This window comes from Cohaesibacter sp. CAU 1516, from assembly GCF_005771485.1.
GTDB classification, from domain to species: domain Bacteria; phylum Pseudomonadota; class Alphaproteobacteria; order Rhizobiales; family Cohaesibacteraceae; genus Cohaesibacter; species Cohaesibacter intestini.
This window is the reverse complement of sequence record NZ_VANT01000001.1, coordinates 510970-528989: the sequence shown is the minus strand read 5'-3', so window position 1 is coordinate 528989 and position 18020 is coordinate 510970. Positions and strand designations below refer to the sequence as shown.

Annotated in this window: 17 protein-coding genes; 16 read left to right on the top strand and 1 reads right to left on the bottom strand. The window is 55.7% G+C overall.

From position 1 onward, the window contains the following. Positions 1–13: 13 nt before the first annotated feature. From FDK21_RS02350 to flaF, 16 genes are all read left to right on the top strand, one after another. Positions 14–1906 (top strand): N-acetylneuraminate synthase family protein, encoded by a 1893-nt coding sequence (locus FDK21_RS02350; RefSeq protein ID WP_138147378.1) that lies wholly within the window; start codon positions 14–16, stop codon positions 1904–1906. A 125-nt stretch (positions 1907–2031) separates the two neighbouring features. Continuing rightward, complete coding sequence (locus FDK21_RS02345; protein ID WP_138147377.1) at positions 2032–2631, top strand: SIS domain-containing protein; 600 nt, start codon at positions 2032–2034, stop codon at positions 2629–2631. Next, a complete protein-coding gene (locus FDK21_RS02340) occupies positions 2628–3362 on the top strand; it encodes an acylneuraminate cytidylyltransferase family protein (RefSeq protein WP_138147376.1) in 735 nt (244 codons plus the stop codon). Before FDK21_RS02345 ends, FDK21_RS02340 begins: the two co-directional genes overlap by 4 nt. Further along, a complete protein-coding gene (locus FDK21_RS02335) occupies positions 3362–4741 on the top strand; it encodes an aminotransferase class III-fold pyridoxal phosphate-dependent enzyme (protein ID WP_138147375.1) in 1380 nt (459 codons plus the stop codon). Before FDK21_RS02340 ends, FDK21_RS02335 begins: the two co-directional genes overlap by 1 nt. Then, complete coding sequence (locus FDK21_RS02330; RefSeq protein ID WP_138147374.1) at positions 4738–5175, top strand: VOC family protein; 438 nt, start codon at positions 4738–4740, stop codon at positions 5173–5175. Before FDK21_RS02335 ends, FDK21_RS02330 begins: the two co-directional genes overlap by 4 nt. Then, entirely contained in the window at positions 5172–5834 is a 663-nt protein-coding gene (locus FDK21_RS02325; protein WP_138147373.1) for a methyltransferase domain-containing protein, read from the top strand. The genes FDK21_RS02330 and FDK21_RS02325 overlap by 4 nt, the downstream gene beginning before the upstream one ends. Then, positions 5834–6808 (top strand): class I SAM-dependent methyltransferase, encoded by a 975-nt coding sequence (locus FDK21_RS02320; RefSeq protein WP_138147372.1) that lies wholly within the window; start codon positions 5834–5836, stop codon positions 6806–6808. The genes FDK21_RS02325 and FDK21_RS02320 overlap by 1 nt, the downstream gene beginning before the upstream one ends. Continuing rightward, positions 6805–7647 carry a TIM barrel protein gene (locus FDK21_RS02315; RefSeq protein WP_138147371.1) on the top strand — a complete coding sequence of 281 codons (843 nt, stop codon included), beginning with the start codon at positions 6805–6807 and terminating at the stop codon, positions 7645–7647. Before FDK21_RS02320 ends, FDK21_RS02315 begins: the two co-directional genes overlap by 4 nt. Next, entirely contained in the window at positions 7640–8398 is a 759-nt protein-coding gene (locus tag FDK21_RS02310; RefSeq protein WP_138147370.1) for an SDR family NAD(P)-dependent oxidoreductase, read from the top strand. Before FDK21_RS02315 ends, FDK21_RS02310 begins: the two co-directional genes overlap by 8 nt. 22 nt (positions 8399–8420) lie before the next feature. After that, positions 8421–9254 (top strand): SDR family oxidoreductase, encoded by an 834-nt coding sequence (locus tag FDK21_RS02305; protein WP_138147369.1) that lies wholly within the window; start codon positions 8421–8423, stop codon positions 9252–9254. Positions 9255–9389: 135 nt separating this feature from the next. Then, the gene (locus tag FDK21_RS02300; protein ID WP_138147368.1) at positions 9390–11306 is read left to right on the top strand and encodes a tetratricopeptide repeat protein; all 1917 of its coding nucleotides are present in this window, start codon (positions 9390–9392) and stop codon (positions 11304–11306) included. Positions 11307–11506: 200 nt separating this feature from the next. Continuing rightward, positions 11507–11902, top strand: a complete 396-nt coding sequence (locus FDK21_RS02295) for a hypothetical protein (RefSeq protein WP_138147367.1) — start codon at positions 11507–11509, stop codon at positions 11900–11902. Between the two features lie 418 nt (positions 11903–12320). Next, a complete protein-coding gene (locus FDK21_RS02290; protein ID WP_138147366.1) occupies positions 12321–13751 on the top strand; it encodes a flagellin in 1431 nt (476 codons plus the stop codon). A 198-nt stretch (positions 13752–13949) separates the two neighbouring features. After that, a complete protein-coding gene (locus FDK21_RS02285) occupies positions 13950–15371 on the top strand; it encodes a flagellin (RefSeq protein WP_138147365.1) in 1422 nt (473 codons plus the stop codon). Positions 15372–15541: 170 nt separating this feature from the next. After that, entirely contained in the window at positions 15542–15973 is a 432-nt protein-coding gene (gene flbT / locus FDK21_RS02280; RefSeq protein WP_114009378.1) for a flagellar biosynthesis repressor FlbT, read from the top strand. Next, positions 15918–16286, top strand: coding sequence for a flagellar biosynthesis regulator FlaF (gene flaF / locus FDK21_RS02275; RefSeq protein WP_138147364.1), 369 nt, complete (start codon positions 15918–15920; stop codon positions 16284–16286). The genes flbT and flaF overlap by 56 nt, the downstream gene beginning before the upstream one ends. Positions 16287–16514: 228 nt before the next feature. On the opposite strand, the gene FDK21_RS02270 is transcribed toward flaF, so the two are convergent. Beyond that, entirely contained in the window at positions 16515–18014 is a 1500-nt protein-coding gene (locus tag FDK21_RS02270; protein WP_114009380.1) for a hypothetical protein, read from the bottom strand. Between the last annotated feature and the right edge of the window lie 6 nt (positions 18015–18020).

Below are 18020 nucleotides of genomic sequence, written 5' to 3'. Positions count from 1 at the left end.
CTGGAAGTTCAAGATGTCCCTGAAAATTGGCCCATTCACTGTCGGCGAAGGGCGATGCTTTGTCATCGCCGAGATTGGCAACAACCACAATGGCTCTTTCGAGCTGGCCATCGATCTGATCAATCAGGCGATCGATGCCGGAGCCGATTGCGTCAAATTCCAGATGCGCCACCTCGATCAGGTCTATCGCGAACGCAGCCTCAAAAAGGCAGGCGAGGATCTCGGCTCGGAATATATTGTCGATCTGCTGCAACGCTTCGAGCTGAGCAAGGATGAACATCGCAAACTGAAAAGCTATTGTGACGAAAAAGGCGTGCTTTATCTCTGCACCCCTTGGGACGTTACAAGCCTCGACGTGCTCGAAGAGATGGGCGTCGAAGCCTATAAGGTGGCGTCCGCTGACCTCACCAACCTGCCTCTGCTCGATGCCTTGGCCAAAACCGGCAAGCCGCTGATCCTCTCCACCGGCATGAGCCGTACCGAGGAGGTCGAAACCACTGTCGCTTTCCTGCAGGCGCGCAAGGCCAGCTTCGCGCTTCTTCATTGCAACAGCACCTATCCCGCTCCCTTCCACGACATCAATCTGCGCTGGATGGAGGGATTGCGCCAACGTCATCCGGTGGTGGGCTATTCCGGCCATGAGCGCGGCACGGCGGTCTCCATCGCAGCCGTTGCCTTGGGCGCTTGCATCATCGAGCGCCATTTCACCGCCGACCGGGCGATGGAAGGCCCCGACCATGCGGCCTCCTTGGAAAAAGCCGAATTCCGCCAGCTGGTCGATGGCATCCGGCAGGTTGAAGAAGCCTTGGGCTCCGGCACCGAGCGCAATCTGTCACAGGGCGAAATGATCAACCGGGAAAATCTCGCCAAAAGTCTCGTTGCCGCCGCCCCCATTGCCAAAGGCACGGAAATCACTGCCGACCACATCAAAATCCGCAGCCCCGGTCAGGGCCTCGCCCCGCAGCATTTTGAGGCGCTGATCGGCAAGACAGCCAAGCGCGACATGGGCTTTGAGGATTTCTTCTATCCCGCCGATCTGGCGCTTCATGCCGCCGAACCCCGCCACTATGCCTTTGACCGCCCATGGGGCGTGCCGGTGCGCTATCATGATTATGCCGCCTTCGCCAAACGCATCACGCCGGACTTCTACGAGTTCCATCTCTCCTATTCGGATATGGACTTGAAGCTCGAAGACTATCTTGAGGGCCCTTATGACTGCGATTTTGTCGTCCATGCGCCGGAATTGTTCGCCGAAAGCCGCCTGATGGACCTCGCCACGCCAGATGAGGCCGAGCGGCAAAAATCCATCGCCGAGACCCAGCGGGTCATCGACATCACCCGTGCGCTGAAGGCCTATTTCCCGAAGACAAAACGCCCGATGATCGTCGCCAATATTGGTGGCTTCACCATGGATGCGCCGCTGCCCAAAGACGCGATTGAAGGCTATTACGCGCGCTTCGCGCAAAGCCTTGAGGCGCTGGACCGCGATGGCGTCGAGCTGATCCCGCAGACCATGGCCCCCTTCCCATGGCATTTTGGTGGCCAGCGCTATCAGAATCTCTTCGTCACCATCGAAGACATCCTGCATTATTGCCAGAAACTTGACCTGCGGATGTGTTTCGACATTTCCCATTCCTCGCTGACCTGCAACCATCTGGGTGTCGATTTTTATGACTTTGCGGCAAAAATTGCCCCCGTCTCCGCTCATCTCCATTTGGGTGACGCCAGCGGGCTGAATGGGGAAGGCCTGCAAATCGGCGAAGGCACGCTCGATTTTGATCGCCTCGGCGCGATCCTCAAGCGAGGCTGCCCCGACACCCCCTTCATCCCGGAAATCTGGCAGGGCCACAAGGGCGAGGGCGAAGGCTTCTGGATCGCCTTTGAGCGCCTTGAAGGCAGGCTCTAGGACAAGCTGTCAAACAAGGCTTGTGACAATCCGTTAACAAGCCATGGCCCGGCAATACCACAGAGCTGGACCATGGTTTACACTGCTTCCACTATCTTTGATTCTGGGAAAGATTTGGGTTCACTGTGCTTTCAACGATAAATCAAGAAATAGCGGCCTCAATCGCGGCCAAGCAGGCAGCCCTCGCCGATGAAGCCTTGCTCGAACAGCTTGCTGCGCTTTCTCAAACCTGTGTCGACAGCCTAAAAGCAGGCGGCAAGGTGATTTTGGCGGGCAATGGCGGCTCCTTCGCCGATGCCCAGCATCTGGCCGCTGAATTTGTCTGCCGCTTCCGCCGCGACCGTGCGCCCTTGCCCGGCCTCGTTCTTGGTGCCAATGCGTCGCTCGCCACCGCCATTTCCAACGATTATGGCTATGACCGTATCTTTGCCCGCGAATTGGAAGCGATGGCTACCAGCCAAGATGTCTTCATTGCCATTTCCACCAGCGGCAATAGCGGCAATATCATTCAAGCGGTCAAAGCCGCCAATAAGCTCGGCATCCACACCGTTGCCTTCACCGGTGACACGGGCGGACAGTTGGCCGCGCTCTGCGACTGCATCAAGGTGCCATCCAGCGTCACCGCCCGCATTCAAGAATGCCATATCCTGTTTGGCCATATCATTTGCGGCATTGTCGAAGACAGCCTCTTCCCTGAGACCCACCTGCCGGGAGGCAACGTATGAGTGAGATCATCGCGCTGATCCCGGCCCGTGGCGGCTCCAAAGGGGTGCCGAACAAGAATATCCGCCCGCTGGCCGGTCACAGCCTACTCGAATGGTCCATCGCCGCCTGCCTCAAATCCAAGCGTATCGACCGCACCATCGTGACGACGGATTCTAAGGATTATCGCCAATTGGCGCTCAAGCTCGGGGCTGACGCCCCCTTCCTGCGCCCTACTGAAATTTCGCAGGATCGCTCGCAGGATATTGAATTCGTCCTCCATGCTCTGGATTGGCTGAAAGCGCATGACAGCGAGCCACGCCTGATTGTCCAGATCCGCCCGACCACGCCGATGCGCGACCCTTCGCTGATTGATGCGGCGATTGCGGCCTTTGAGGCCTCCAGCACAGCCACCTCCCTGCGCTCGGTTCATGAAATGTCAGAATCCGCCTACAAGACCTTCGAGATCAATCAAGACGGCATATTGGCCTGTGTCGGCACCGGCAGCACGGCACTCGACGCCGCCAACCGGGCGCGACAGGCCTGCCCGACCACCTATTTCCCCAATGGCTATGTCGATGTGCTTTCGACCGACTTCATCCGCCGCACCGGATTGATGAATGGCGACCATGTTCTGCCCTTCCTCACCCCGGTCTCCCTTGAAGTCGATAGCGAAGACGATTTCCGCCATATCGAATATCGGGTCAGCCAAGAACCCGAAATCTTAGACCTTCTGTTTGATGAGGCCCCTTGATGGCGCACCAGCTTTTCTCCCGCGACCCGCAACAGGTTGCCCCGGTCGACACAGCCCACCGGACGATCAAGACGGCCATTCCCTGCCCCGGCACCGCCGAGATTTTGGCCCGCCTCGATGAAACCGAAAGCCGCTCCATGCATGGCCAGCTGCCGTTGGTCTGGGATAGCGCGATCAATTACAATGTGTTTGATGCGGCAGGCAACAAATGGATCGACTTCACCTCCTGCATCTTTGTCGCCAATGTCGGCCATTCCAACCCGCATCTTTCCAGCGCCATTGCCGCCACATTGGATAAGCCGCTTTATAGCTGCTACGCCTATGGCAATGAGGTCCGCGCTCGCTATCTGGAAAAATTGCTGGCCTTTGCTGGTAAGCCATTTGAGAAAGCGTTTCTTTTGTCTGCTGGCACCGAGGCCACCGAAGCGGCCCTCAAGCTCATCCGCATGCATGGCCAGTCGGTCGGCAAAAAGCGTGGCGGCATCATCACCATCCAGAATAACTGGCATGGCCGCACCCTTGGTGCCCAAATGCTGAGCTCGAACGAGGGCCAGAAAAGCTGGATCGGCACCCTCGACCCAGACATTCATCACATTCCCTTCCCCTATCCGTGGGAGACCAACGACAAGACCGGCCTCGACATCCTCGACAAGGGCCTTGCCGAGCTGGCGGACAAGGGCATTGATCTGGCCACCGACATTGCTGGTTTCATGTTGGAGACCTTTCAGGGCTGGGGCGCGGTCTTCTATCCCAAGGACTATGTGCAGGCCATCAAGGCGATCTGCGACAAGCATAATCTCCTGTTGGCTTTTGATGAAATGCAGGCCGGTTTCGCCCGCTGCGGCAAGGCCTTTGGCTATCAGCATTATGAGGTCGAACCCGATCTCATTTGCGTTGGCAAAGGCATGGGTGGCGGCGTGCCGATTTCCGGCGTCATCGGTCGCAAGCATATTATGGACCTGCCCGACATTGGCAATATGAGCAGCACCCATTCCGCCAATCCGCTCTGCTGCGCCGCTGGCCTTGCGGTGCTCGAGGAAATCGAGAGCAAAAATCTGATTGAGGAATCCCGCCGCAAGGGCGAGCTGCTCTTTGCCGAGCTGCGCAAGCTCGAAGCCCGCTTCCCGCACCGGATGGGGCCGTCTCTGGGCCATGGCCTGTTGGCCGCGATCTTCTTTTATAAGCCCGGCACGCGCGAGGCCGACGGGGCCTTTGGCAGCAAGGTCTGTGAACTTGCCATGCAGAAGGGCCTGCTGATGGTTCATACCGGACGCGAATCCATCAAGCTTGGCCCACCGCTGACCATCCCCGACGACGCCATTCTTGAAGCCATGGCGGTCTTGGGCGAGTGCATCGCAGAAGTGGATGCGGCCGTATGATCACCAACATCCGTCATACCGGCCTCGTGGTTCAGGATCTCGACAAGAGCCTCCATTTCTGGTGCGACGTCATGGGCTTTACGGTCGCCCGACGGATGGACGAAGCAGGACCCCATATCGACGCGATCATGGAGCTTGATGATGTGGCCGTCACCACGGTCAAGCTGGCCGCCCCCGATGGCAATCTGCTCGAGCTGCTGAAATTCACCTCCCATCCAGACAAGTCGGATTGGGAGGGCAGCCCCGTCAGCACCGGCCTCACCCATATGGCCTTCACGGTCAATGATCTGGAAGCCACCTGCGCCACGCTCCTCCAGCATGGAGTCCGGCTGCATTCCGACATCCAATTTTCCCCCGATGGCATGGCCAAGCTGGTTTATTGCCGCGGCCCGGAAGGCCTGATCCTCGAACTTGTGGAGATGCTCGCCTCATGACCCGACACTCCATTGATTGGCACACCAAGCAGGATGAGGATTATCTCCAGCTCTGCATTGATCGCCTGTCCCAGCCACCGCTCTTCTGGGTGGAGCAATTCGTCACCTTCATCAATGAAAAGACCGCTGACTGGGGGGACAATCCGCGCAAGGTCAATGACATTGGCTGCTGCACCGGGGCCTTCAATGTCGGTCTGCGGGATCTGGGCCAATGCCCGATTGACTATCAGGGCTATGACATTTCCCAAACCTATCTCGACATTGCCCGCCTGCATTTCCCTCAGCACCCCTTCGAGCTGCTCGATATTGGCCAAAGCAAGCCGCGTGAGACCGACATTTCGGTCATGTCCGGCACGCTGGAACATGTCGATGAGTGGCAAAGCGCCCTTTCTCATATCTGCCAGACCACCAAACGTTTCGTGCTAATGCGCACCTTCCTTGGCACCAGCTTTGAGGTCGGCCACTATTCCCAGCCCGGCGCGGACCATTCCTACCCGATCTATCAATTCACCTTCCAGCAGCTGCATGAAGAAGCCGAAAAGCATGGCTTCTCGGTGGAAATGATGCGCGACAAGGCCACGGATTCCATCCCCAAATATCTCGGCTGCGGCATCACCCGCACCCAATATGTCTGTCTGCTGACCGCAAAGGGGGCGTAATGCTTGCCCATCAGATCATTGACGGCCTGACCAAGCCTTGCCCACGCTGTGGCGCGGTCTGCGATCATGTCCTGACCGCCAAATTGCGCCGGGGCGAAGGGGTGGTCTATCATTGCCCCTCCTGCGACATCGGCTTCCTCGATGGCAAACCGTTCGATGTCAAAGCCTTCTATGAGAGCGAATATCGCAAAAAGGTCTCCCACAAGGCCGAAGGCACCGCGACCCATGCGGAAGAGATGTTCACCATCTATAGCCGTTTTCAGCAGCAGCGCCTCGATCTGATCCTGCCCCATGTGACGCCCCAGACCGACCTGTTGGAAATAGGCGCATCTGCCGGGCAGTTCCTCACCCATCTGGAGGGCAAAGCCAACCGCCTCGCAGCCATTGAGCTGGATACAGATTGCTGCGCCTACATGGCCGAGCGCTTCGCCTTTGAAATCAGCGCCGACTTCTTCGCTGACGGCCCCTTTGCCGATCAGCAATTTGATATCGTCTGCTCCTTTCAGGTGCTGGAACATACGCCCGACCCGGTCGCCTTCCTCAAGGATGTCTATAAGGCGCTGAAACCCGGTGGTCGTGCCTTCATCGAGGTGCCGAACCTCTATGACCCTTTGCTGACCACATGGAAGGTCCCCAGCTACACCCAATTCTATTATCATGCCGAGCATCTTTTCTATTTCTCAGGCGACGCTTTGAAAAAGGCCTGCAAGGACGCAGGCTTTGCAGATGAGGCGATGTGTCTGCACTACACGCAGGATTATAATCTGCTCAATCATCTGCACTGGATCATGAATGACGGCCCACAAGGCACCTGCGAGATCGGCCTGTCCGAGGTCAAGCTCGAGGGTCATGATCCGGTACTGACCTCTTGGCTCAGCGACCAATTGGCGGCGCTCAATGCGGCCTATATCGACAAGCTGGTGGCCAGCGGCCAAACCTCAAATCTTCTGATCGAATTGGTGAAAGAGACATGATTGGCTTCATTCAGGGCCGCTTGGTCCCACAGGTCAATGGCATGATTCAGGCCTTCCCATGGGAAGACTGGCAAAAGGAAATGGCGCTGGCTGACAGCATCGGCATCCATTGCATGGAATGGACGCTCGATCAGGCAGACCTCTATGACAATCCGCTGATGACGGAACAAGGCCAAGCCGAAATCCGCGCCCTGTGTGACAAGCATCACCTCACCATTCCAAACCTCACCGGCGACTGCTTCATGCAGGCCCCTTTCTGGAAGGCCGAAAGCGCGGCGAAAAAAACCGCCCTGCTTGCCGATTTCGAAGCCATTTGCCGGGCCGCCAGCACGGTCGGCATTCGCAACATCGTCGTGCCTCTGGTCGACAATGGCAGCTTGCAGACCGAAACCCAGACTGCATGCCTGATCGATGCGCTGCTTGCCCGCAAGGCTTTGTTTGACAGCCTTGGCATCGCCATCCTGTTTGAAAGCGACTTAGCCCCGCAGCCATTGGCCAGCTTCATCGCCAAGCTACCCGCCCCGACCTTCGGCATCAATTATGACAGCGGCAACAGCGCTGGCATTGGCTATGATGTCAGGCAAGAATGGGCCGCCTATGGCGAGCGGATTGTCAATCTTCATATCAAAGACCGCCTCTATCAAGGCACCACCGTGCCGCTTGGTACGGGGGCTGCGGACTTCCCTTCACTGTTCGCCTGCATGGCGGAAGCCAAGTATTCAGGCGACATCATTCTGCAAACCGCCCGAGCCGCCGATGGCGATCATCTCAGAGCCATTCTCGCCTACCGCGCCTTCGTCAAGGACGGGCTGAAGCAGGCGGGAGGCACCTATGATTGATCTCAAAGGCAAGTCCGCCCTCATCACCGGTTCATCCAAAGGCATTGGCCTTGCCATCGCCCGCGCTCTGCATCAGGCCGGCTGTCATGTGCTGCTGAATGGCCGCACCGAAGCGCCCCTGAAACAGGCATGCGACAGCCTCGGCGCTGAGCGCTGTTCCTATGTGGTGGGTGATGTCTCTGATCCGGCAGAGGCGCAAAGAATCGCTGATGCAGCCCGCGCTCTTTTTGGCAGCCTCGATATCCTTGTCTGCAATGTCGGCTCCGGGGCCTCTGTGCCACCCGGTCAGGAAACAGCCGCCGAATGGCAACGGGTCTTTGCCACCAATCTGTGGAGCACGACAAATATGGTGGAAAGCTGTCGCGACCTGATCACCAGACAGACCGGGTCGATCCTTTGCATTTCCTCCATTTGCGGCAATGAAACCATCCCCGGCGCACCCGTCACCTATTCCACCGCCAAGGCTGCGCTCAATGCTTTTGTCAAAGGCATCGCCCGGCCCTTGGGCAAGGATGGCATTCGCATCAACGCCATTGCGCCGGGCAACATCCTGTTTGACGGCTCGGTCTGGCAGCGCAAGCTGGATGAGAATGAAGAAGCCGTTGATCAGATGCTGCAAAAGGATGTGGCGCTTGCCCGTCTGGGCACCCCCGAAGAGATCGCCAATCTCACCCTTTGGCTGACCTCCGATCAGGCAACCTTTGCCACGGGCCAAATCTGGACCCTTGATGGCGGCCAGACCCGCCGCTGACATGACTGAAGGATAGACGTCCATGACCAACAGTGTATTGAGCAGCTTTGATCTAACCGACCGAGTGGCGATCATCACCGGCGGCGCAGGTTTGCTTGGCCGCAAACATGCCGAGGCTGTGGCTGAGCTTGGCGGCATCCCTTGCCTGCTTGACCTTGATGCGATCCGAGCGGCGGATGCCGCCAAAGATCTGGAAGCCACCCATGGCTGCCAGACCTTCTCCATTGGCGTCGACATCACCAACCCCGACGCCATCACGGCAGTGCGCGACGCCATTCTGACGCGCTTTGGCCGCATTGATATCCTGATCAACAATGCCGCCAACAATCCCAAGATGGAATCCACCGATGGGGCCAACTGGTCGCGCTTTGAGGATTTCCCGCTTCAGATCTGGCAAGACGACATCTCCGTCGGCCTGACCGGAGCGATGCTCTGCGCGAAAATCTTCGGCACGCACATGGCGCAGAAGGACGGTGGTGTCATTCTCAACATCGCCTCCGATCTCGGCGTTATCGCCCCGGATCAGCGCATCTATCGCAACGAGGGTGAAAGCACCGAGACCCAAAGTGTCAAACCGGTGACTTATTCCGTCGTCAAAGCGGGCCTCATCGGCCTCACCCGGTATTTGGCCACCTATTGGCCCGACAAGGGCGTGCGCGCCAATGTACTGGCCCCCGGCGGGGTCTATAATGGCCAGGACGACGCCTTCGTTGAACGCTTGACCAACCTCATCCCCATGGGACGGATGGCCGACAAGGACGAATATAAAGCCGCGGTCGCCTTCATGATTTCGGACGCATCGAGCTACATGAATGGCACCACCCTTTCCATCGATGGAGGCCGCACCGTCTGGTAGGGCCTTTTTTGCACGGGGGACGAATTGTGAATGCGCCCCCTTTTGCCCTAAACTGGCCCGACTTGACTGATTTGCCCGCCCATCCTTCACCGATCCGGCGGCATCCAGCGACCCGAAACGTAAGGCAGATCCAACATGCAAGCTCAGACCGCTGACCGCCTCCAGAAGGCCCAGAAATATCTCGCAGCCGGAAAAGCCGATCGGGCGGAGGCAATCTGCCGCAAATTGCTGAAGGAAAAGCTGGGCTATGTCGATATTCGCCTCACCCTGTCCAAGGCCTTGCTGGCGCAGGACAAGCCGGATCAGGCCCTGAAATATCTCTCGGAAGCCGCCAACCATCAGCCCGACAAATTGGCCCTCCAGTCAGCCACCGGCGATCTGGCCATGCGGATCAAAAAATATGCCGAGGCGATCCATCACTACCAGCAGGCAATCAGCCTTGAGCCCGGCAATCCAGATTTCTGGCATCGCCTCAGTGACGCGCTTTTTCAGGCTGCATCCGACAATTTCAAGGCCTATCAGGACCGTGGCGGCAAAACCGAGAGCGGAGAGACCAAACCCAAGGTCGATTTTTATGATGACGCCATCGCCATTTCCACCAAGGCGATTGAGCTGTTTCCCGAACATGTGCCTTTGTTGCGCCTGACCGGCGATATTCTTTTGAAGGCAGGCATCGACGATGTCGCCATGCTATGCTTTGAGCGCTGCCTGCCGCTCGATCCCTTCGATCATATCGCCCATTATCATTGGCTCGAATATAAACGCTCCAAGGAAGCCAATCAGGAGATTGTCGATTACGCCATTGCGCAAGGCGACCGCATTGCCAACGATGCCATCTGCAATCGCACCGTCACTTATGCCTATGCCCAGCTTGGCCGCTATGACAAGGCGATGGAGCATATCAACCGCTCGGTCGAACTGGCCCCCGAAAATGACAAATTCGTCACGGCCAAGGCGCATATTTTCTATCGGCTTGGCCGCTTTACCGAGTCCATCGCAACCAGCAACCATGCTCTAGAGCTCAACCCCGAAGCGACCTATCCGCATTGGCTGAACTGTCTGTCCAACTGGAAACTGGGCAATCTGCCCGAAGCCCACAAATGCAACCCCTATCGCTTCGAGGTTGCTGACGTCTGCACCAAGTTCAATTTGAAAAGCCCCCTCTGGCGTGGTGAAAGCCTTGAAGACAAGCGAATTTATGTCTGGTCGGATCAGGGCATCGGTGACATTTTCCAAACGACCAGCATGCTGAGGGAAATCACTCCGCATGAAAATGTGATTGTCGCAGTGCAAGACAAATGCATGCCGTTCATCAAGGCCCTGTTCCCCCGGATCGATGTCCGGCCCCTGCCGACCAAGTTGCCTGCCCTGAGCATTGTCAGCAATGCCTTTGGCACCAAACAGAGCCGCAAGAATGAATTCCCATCGATTGAAGAGGATTTTGACTGTCAGATCCCGCTTGGCTCACTGATCGAGGTCCTGCGCCCCGAAGTCTCCGATTTCGAAGGCAAAGACAAAATAATGATCCTGCCGGAGGAGCATATCGCCCCCTTCCGCGCGCTCAACATCCTGTCCAATCCAAACACCACCAAGGTCGGCATGGCCTGGTCGAGCAAGACCTTCGGTGACCCGGAAGCCTACGGCTATCTGGAACTGGAAGAGCTGTTGGATGTCCTGCGGATGCCCGGTTTCGAATTCTATAACTTCCAGTATACGACCAAGGAGCACGAAATCACGGCTTTCCGCGAAAAGCACGATGTGCCGCTCTATCATGCGCCGGGTCTTGATCTGATGGATGACATGCTGGGAACCGCCGCCTTTAACAGCTGCATGGATCTGTTTGTCGGTCCGGGCTCGACCAGTTCGGACATTGCCGGCGCTGTTGGCATCAAGTGCTTGCGTTACGCCCCATGCCACTATCAGGACAATCTGGGCCAACCCTATGTGCCTTGGTTCGCTGATCAGAAGTCCATCGACATTCCATGGGGAGACGACGCGCTCAACTATATCGACGTGATCAAGCAGTGGCTGCTGGACAATAAAAAACACTGACAACATTTGCGACGGAAATGCCACGAAAGCCAGTCACCAGAAGGGAAACTCCCTTCCTTGCGCAAAGCTTTCGTTCGGCAGCCCAGATTTATTAAAGTGCAGTTAGCCAATTTGCTGCTTTTTTGATTGTCAGAAATGACAGACCGTAAAATTTCCGCTAGTATAGTTCCCAAGTTTACCTTGTACACTTGAGGCTACACATGGATTTATCGGTCCAGAAAATGCAGCCGCCAGCGTCAGTTCAAGGCAAATCGGCGGCAAGGAAGGCATCCCGCTCAGGCGCCCTGACTGAAGACGAAGCGGTCGAATCCACTGAACGCGACGCGGAAGTTCGATTCATGCATGGCAATACGGCCTATGAAGGCATCGAGCAGGACGACCAGCTGGATCAGGATCCCAAAGGTAGAAAGCCGCGCCGCAAAAGGCGAGGAGCCAACCTGCTGTCGGGTGAAGACCTCTCTCAACTGACCATATCGATGGAAATGGAGAACACACCACAGCATTCCGCTGATGGTTTGATGAATCTGCGGGCCTACACGGCAGCTCCTGCCCCCCGAGAGGATGACGAAGAGCCCAACTTCGATCGCAATATCTAAAAACAGTAACATTCGCCTGCCGCATTGTATTTACTTCTAGACAATAATGCCTGCTCTGCGTGAGCTTTTTGCTCGCACTGAAGCAACGAAAGCAATCGCAAAGTTGAAATCTTAACCGTTACATTTCACCATCAAAATCCCGAAAATCCGCTCTTGTTAACCAGTTTCGATGGCATAGAAACTGACCCGTTTTAGCAAAACGCAAACAGAATCAAAACGCTAGTTGGTAACAGTAAAAAGACCTGACGATACTTGCAGAAAATCGTTCGAATCCTGTTTTACAGATATTAACCATGAAAGAGAACTCATAATTAACCCTGACATCTGTTAACCATATAATTTTACTATTGATTTTCGGTTTTCCGACATTCTTTCCCCACGACCAAGGACGGTCTCGAGTACAAAAACCAGAAAGGTTATGGGGATTATGTCAGGAATTACTCTCTCAGCAGGCGTTCGCTCGAATTTGCTTTCTTTGCAGAACACTGCAAGCATGATGTCTGATACGGCAAACCGGCTTTCAACGGGTAAGAAAGTCAACTCCGCGTTGGACAATCCAAACAGTTACTTTACCTCTCAAGGTCTCAGCACGCGGGCAAACGAGCTGGGCAACCTTCTTGACGGTATCGGCAACGCAACCAAAACACTCGAAGCAGCTGACAATGGCATCAAAGCCATCACCAAGCTGGTAGAGAGTGCGCAGTCGACCGTTCGTCAGGCTCAGCAGGCCAACAGCGATTCAAGCGGCACCCACATTCAGTCTGGCGCCAACATCGACACGTCGGGCTCCACTGGATCCACCACCAAGGCTCGCGCTGAAAACCAGACCCTTACCAATCTGGGCTTCACCACCGGTACCAGCTCCAACCTCACCATCACGTCTACCTCTGAAAATGGCGTGACCAAGACGTTCGACCTGAATGCTCACTTTACAGCAACCGGCGAAACCCTGCTTGATGGCGATGGCTCTGCATCCACCAGCACCGACGACTATACGGTCAGCGATCTGGTTGATGACATCAACGCATCGGGCGTTGCAACGGCTTCGATCACCGATGACGGTCGTCTGGACCTGAAAGCCAACGGCAACGCCGAACTGGAACTGCAGTTGGTCAACACCGATACCGAAACCGCAACCACGCAGGCCGGCACCACCGGTACCTCGCTGGCATCTGCCCTCGGTTTTGGTGCATCCGCTGACGAACTGGGTGAACTGGCTGATGGCTCCACTGGTACGGTTGGTGACGCTGGTGGTACCGACGTTGCATTCACCGCAGGCGCAACGTCTGGTGATGCTGATACCTTCACGGTTACCAACGTGGCCTCCTCGTCTGATGCTGACAATGCCGAACTGGTTTCCCAGTTCAACGACATTCTCGATCAGATTGACGAATTGGCATCAGATGCCACCTATAACGGTGTGAACCTGATCAATGGCGAAGGCAGTGACTTGACCGTTGCTTTCAACGAGCATCGTGACAGCAAGAAGTCCGAACTGACGATCAAATCTGCCGACCTCACCGCCACGGGCCTGAGCATCGGTAGTGCGACCTCTCTGAGTTCTGATGAAGCCAACACCAAGCTGGATAACCTCTCCGAGGCCCTCTCCACCTTGCGTGCCCAGTCTTCGACCTTCGGTTCGAAACTGAACACGGTGACCATTCGTGAGGAATTCACGAAAGACAGCATCAACACCCTGCAGACCGGTGCAGACTCGCTGGTCCTCGCAGACTCCAACGAAGAAGGTGCAAACATGCTGGCGCTGCAAACCCGCCAGACCCTGTCCACCACTTCCCTTTCGCTGGCGTCTCAGGCAGACCAGGCTGTGCTGCGCTTCTTGCGCGCTTAACAGCAACCAAAATTTCACTAAAATCCAAAACGGCGGGACATTCCCGCCGTTTTTTTGTCGTTAATAATCTGTTCACCAATGTCTTTAACGACGTTCCTGCACCCTCTATTAACCTTAAATTAGCCTTTCATAGCGATCATCCGACTAAGCCTTAGAAAAAGGTCAATATTGTATTCGAGTACCCAGAAAGGTAACACAATGTCGGATATCACTCTCTCATCTGGCGTACGCCAGAACTTGTTGTCACTCCAGAATACTGCGGACTTGATGTCCACCACGCAGAACCGGCTTTCAACGGGTTTGAAAGTTAACTCAGCTCTGGATAATCCAACCAACTACTTTACCTCCCAGGGTTTGAGCAGCCGTGCGGCCGATTTGAGCAACCTTCTCGATGGCATTGGCAACTCGATCAAAACCTTGGAATCAGCTGATAACGGCATCAAAGCCATCACCAAGCTGGTTGAAAGTGCTCAGTCTACTGTTCGTCAGTCTCAGTCTGCCAACAGCAATTCCAGCGGCACCCACATCCAGTCCGATGCCGGCATCAACACCGCGGGTTCTACAGGCTCGACCACCAAGGCACGTGCAGAAAACCAGACCCTTACCACTCTGGGCTTCACCACGGGCACCAGCTCGAACCTGACGATCACTTCCACGTCTGAAAATGGTGTCACGTCGACCTTCGATTTGAACGCCCACTTCACGGCGACTGGCAAAAGCTATCTGGACGGAGACGGCTCCGCTTCCACCAGCACCGACGACTACACCATCAGCAATCTGGTTGACGACATCAACGCGTCTGGCGTTGCAACCGCATCGATCACCGATGACGGCCGTCTTGACCTGAAAGCCAATGGCAACGAAGAGTTGGAACTGCAGCTGGTCAACACCGATACCGAAACCGCTACCACGCAGGCCGGCACCACCGGTACGTCTCTGGCAGCAGCTCTCGGCTTTGGTGCTTCCACTGACGGGCTTGGTGAACTGGCAGATGGCTCCACCGGTACGGTAGGTGACGCTGGTGGTACTGATGTTGAATTCACCGCTGGTGCGACCTCTGGTGACGCTGATACCTTCAGCATCACCAACCAGGCCTCCACCTCGGATGCTGACAACTCTGAACTCGTCACCCAGTTCAACGATATTCTTGACCAGATCGACTCGCTTGCAGCTGACTCCAGCTTCAACGGCATCAACCTGATCAACGGTACAGGCAACGACCTGACCGTATCGTTCAACGAACATCGTGATGAAAAGAAATCAGAACTCGAAATCAAGTCTGCTGACCTGACTTCTGATGGCCTGAGCATCAGTGCAGCAACGTCCTTGAGCTCTGACGAAGCAAACCTGAAACTGGACTCTCTGGCCGACGCCCTGACGACCCTTCGTAAGCAGGCTTCGACCTTCGGTTCCAACCTTTCCACCGTGCAGATCCGTAAGGACTACACCAAGGAAAGCATCAATACCCTGCAGACCGGTGCGGATGCTCTGGTTCTCGCAGATTCCAACGAAGAAGGTGCGAACATGCTGGCGTTGCAAACCCGCCAGACCCTGTCCACCACTGCTCTGTCTCTGGCTTCCCAGGCAGACCAGGCCGTTACCCGGTTCCTCCGGGCCTAATCGGTTCCTTCGTAAGGCGATTAGAAAGGCGGGGATTTCCTCGCCTTTTTTTGTTTCTGCCACGCAGCGATCCCGCGCTCCAGCGTCTTTATTCTTTCCAAGAGCCCCCAACTCCTCTAGGAAGAAAGAGCAAGCCTCAACACGAAGACTTGCGACAAACAGGAGGTCCCATGCCCCTCAAGATCGAGTTGCGCCCCGGCGAAAAAATCATCATCGGCAATAGCGTCATCACCAATGGAGAGAACCGCGCCAAATTGTTCGTGGATGGTGAAGCGCCTATCCTCAGAGAGAAGGATATCCTGACCAGCGAAACCGCCAACAGCCCCGCCAAACGCATCTATCTTTGCGTTCAGTTGATGTATCTGGGTCAGGATCTGGAAAAGCACAGAGAAACCTATTTTACTTTGGTGAATGAATTTCTACAGGCGGCTCCCAGTGCATTAACTATTATAGACGCCATAAATAGGAAAATATTAACCTATTCCCTCTATCCTGCTTTGAAGGAAACCAAGGCGCTTATAAAGTACGAAGAGGAGTTGCTCCGAGATGTACAACCAATCCGCAGCGAGAGCCTATCAGGAGACGGGCTATCAGGGGGGTGAGCCGCGCGAGCGCGAAGCAGCCCTGTTGATCAAGGCAGCAGCCAACCTGCAGCGGACCAAGTCGGACGAAGCCACGCGTGAAGAGCTTGATCACGCACTGACCTTCAACCGTCATGTTTGGACCTTGTTCGTCGGCGAATTGCTTGACGAAAACCATGAAATGCCGAAGGATTTGCGCCAAAATCTTGTTAATCTTGGCCTTTTTACCTTCAATCACACTTTGGATGTGATGGCTGATCCGCAAAACAAGACTGTCGACAGCCTGATCAACATCAATCGCAACATCGCGGAAGGCCTTCGCGCCAACGGCTAAAAGTCGGCTAGCAAGCGAAGCTTCGATAGGATGCGAGCAGGAATGCCAAATGCGCCACCACACCGGTTGGCGCATTTTTTCGTTTGACGATCACAAACGCCGCCCCTCGAAGCATTTGAACGCGAATGAACAGAAGTATAAGCAAAGAAAAAGGTGGCCTGTGCCACCTTCTTTTAAACTCGCTGCCCAATACATCAAGCAACCGGCGCCTGCACGTAAGCAACAGGTTCACATAAACTTGGTTAGCGTCAGATTATAAAGCATGGACGTCGCCTGATAGGAGGCTTCAATGCGTGTCTGCATGACCATGATTTTCGCGGCAACCTCTTCATCGTTAATTGCCTCGATGCCATCTGATGCAGATTGCAACATGCTCAGGCTGGTCGTGTGCCTCGTATTGGCATCGGACAACATCTTCGTTGCCACCCCCAGCTGGGTCTGGATCGTTTTGACCACATCTCCCTGGTTCGCACTCGACAGCCCCGCTGACACAGCATCGGCCAACGCCGAGTAACGATCCTGATCAACGCTGCTGTCCTGATCGTAGGACGGCAGTGTGAAAGCAGTCATATAGGCCAACTGACGCACGATGCTTTTCTCATTGGCTCGCGCCCCATAAGAAACATCCAGATGACTGTCGACATGTGCCTTGGCAGTGTCGCGCGCGTTGCCAGGATTGTTGTCACCAAGATACCAATTGACCGTTGGCTTACCGGCATTGGTGGCCGTATCGAGCGTGGTGGCCGTCTCAGGCGTCCCAACAACACGTTTGGGCTCACCTCCGTTGGATGTATCATAGAAGTCCATAGCCGCCTGTATGCGCGACGCAGCCTCCCCTTCATCCTGAACATTCTTCTCGATCTGGAAAGCCAGCACGCTTTCCAGCGAGGCCGCGGTGTCCGCAGGCGTTGCGCCAATGGAAAAGATCCCTTCCCCCGGATCGGAAGCACCCGAGCCCGCTTTGAGCTGAATGACTTCATTTGATCCATCCGGCAGCGTGAAGGTGAAGGACAGAACCTCATTCGGATCGGGTTGCCCGGTAAACGCGACATCGACCGACAAAGGCGCGCCAGTTGGCCCGGTGACCGTGGCATTGCTCAACGTGCTGGTGACCGCTTCGAGCTTATAGCCAAAGTCGGTCGCCTGTTCGGCCAGCGTCACCGTCCCAGCAGCTGCCGACAGCGTTAACCGTCCTCGGCCATCCGCACCGGCATCCGCCCGCATGCGCTCGTCGGTAACAGTGATCAACCCTTCCTCACCACCAAAGCCATTGATGATCTGGTCGTAGTTGCGCGTCGGTTCAATCTCGGACGTGGTACCGGAGAAAACGAAGTCTCCATCCACCTCCGTGTCGAGCAACCCCAATATTTCCTTGACAAAAGCCGTCGTCGTCATCTGACCGACCGACTGGTTGGTGTCAGTGATGTTGTATTCTGTCGACGTTGCAGACCCACTGACTTCAGATCCAATATCAACGATCCGCTCAAGAGCGGTGTTCATCATCGAAATCTGCAGCTTGGCTTGCGCGATCGTCGATTGAAACCCTTTGAAGGTTGAAATGTCCGACCGCAGATCCAGCGCCTTGGAAGACTGCTCGCCCAACCCACCATAGGTCTGTGCTTTTTTGCCAGTGCTGATCTGAACTGTCAGTTCTTCCATTTGGGCGGAATTGCGACTGAGCGACGTCATCAGCATCGTAGAAGAAAAGCCGTTAAGTCCACTGATCATCTTTGT

Bases quoted from the DNA above. Each gene is read 5' to 3' on its own strand.
- FDK21_RS02350 (WP_138147378.1), top strand. From the start codon at position 14: ATGTCCCTGAAAATTGGCCCATTCACTGTCGGCGAAGGGCGATGCTTT.
- FDK21_RS02340 (WP_138147376.1), top strand. From the start codon at position 2,628: ATGAGTGAGATCATCGCGCTGATCCCGGCCCGTGGCGGCTCCAAAGGG.
- FDK21_RS02335 (WP_138147375.1), top strand. From the start codon at position 3,362: ATGGCGCACCAGCTTTTCTCCCGCGACCCGCAACAGGTTGCCCCGGTC.
- FDK21_RS02330 (WP_138147374.1), top strand. From the start codon at position 4,738: ATGATCACCAACATCCGTCATACCGGCCTCGTGGTTCAGGATCTCGAC.
- FDK21_RS02325 (WP_138147373.1), top strand. From the start codon at position 5,172: ATGACCCGACACTCCATTGATTGGCACACCAAGCAGGATGAGGATTAT.
- FDK21_RS02320 (WP_138147372.1), top strand. From the start codon at position 5,834: ATGCTTGCCCATCAGATCATTGACGGCCTGACCAAGCCTTGCCCACGC.
- FDK21_RS02315 (WP_138147371.1), top strand. From the start codon at position 6,805: ATGATTGGCTTCATTCAGGGCCGCTTGGTCCCACAGGTCAATGGCATG.
- FDK21_RS02310 (WP_138147370.1), top strand. From the start codon at position 7,640: ATGATTGATCTCAAAGGCAAGTCCGCCCTCATCACCGGTTCATCCAAA.
- FDK21_RS02305 (WP_138147369.1), top strand. From the start codon at position 8,421: ATGACCAACAGTGTATTGAGCAGCTTTGATCTAACCGACCGAGTGGCG.
- FDK21_RS02300 (WP_138147368.1), top strand. From the start codon at position 9,390: ATGCAAGCTCAGACCGCTGACCGCCTCCAGAAGGCCCAGAAATATCTC.
- FDK21_RS02295 (WP_138147367.1), top strand. From the start codon at position 11,507: ATGGATTTATCGGTCCAGAAAATGCAGCCGCCAGCGTCAGTTCAAGGC.
- FDK21_RS02290 (WP_138147366.1), top strand. From the start codon at position 12,321: ATGGGGATTATGTCAGGAATTACTCTCTCAGCAGGCGTTCGCTCGAAT.
- FDK21_RS02285 (WP_138147365.1), top strand. From the start codon at position 13,950: ATGTCGGATATCACTCTCTCATCTGGCGTACGCCAGAACTTGTTGTCA.
- flbT (WP_114009378.1), top strand. From the start codon at position 15,542: ATGCCCCTCAAGATCGAGTTGCGCCCCGGCGAAAAAATCATCATCGGC.
- flaF (WP_138147364.1), top strand. From the start codon at position 15,918: ATGTACAACCAATCCGCAGCGAGAGCCTATCAGGAGACGGGCTATCAG.
- FDK21_RS02270 (WP_114009380.1), bottom strand. From the start codon at position 18,014: ATGATCAGTGGACTTAACGGCTTTTCTTCTACGATGCTGATGACGTCG.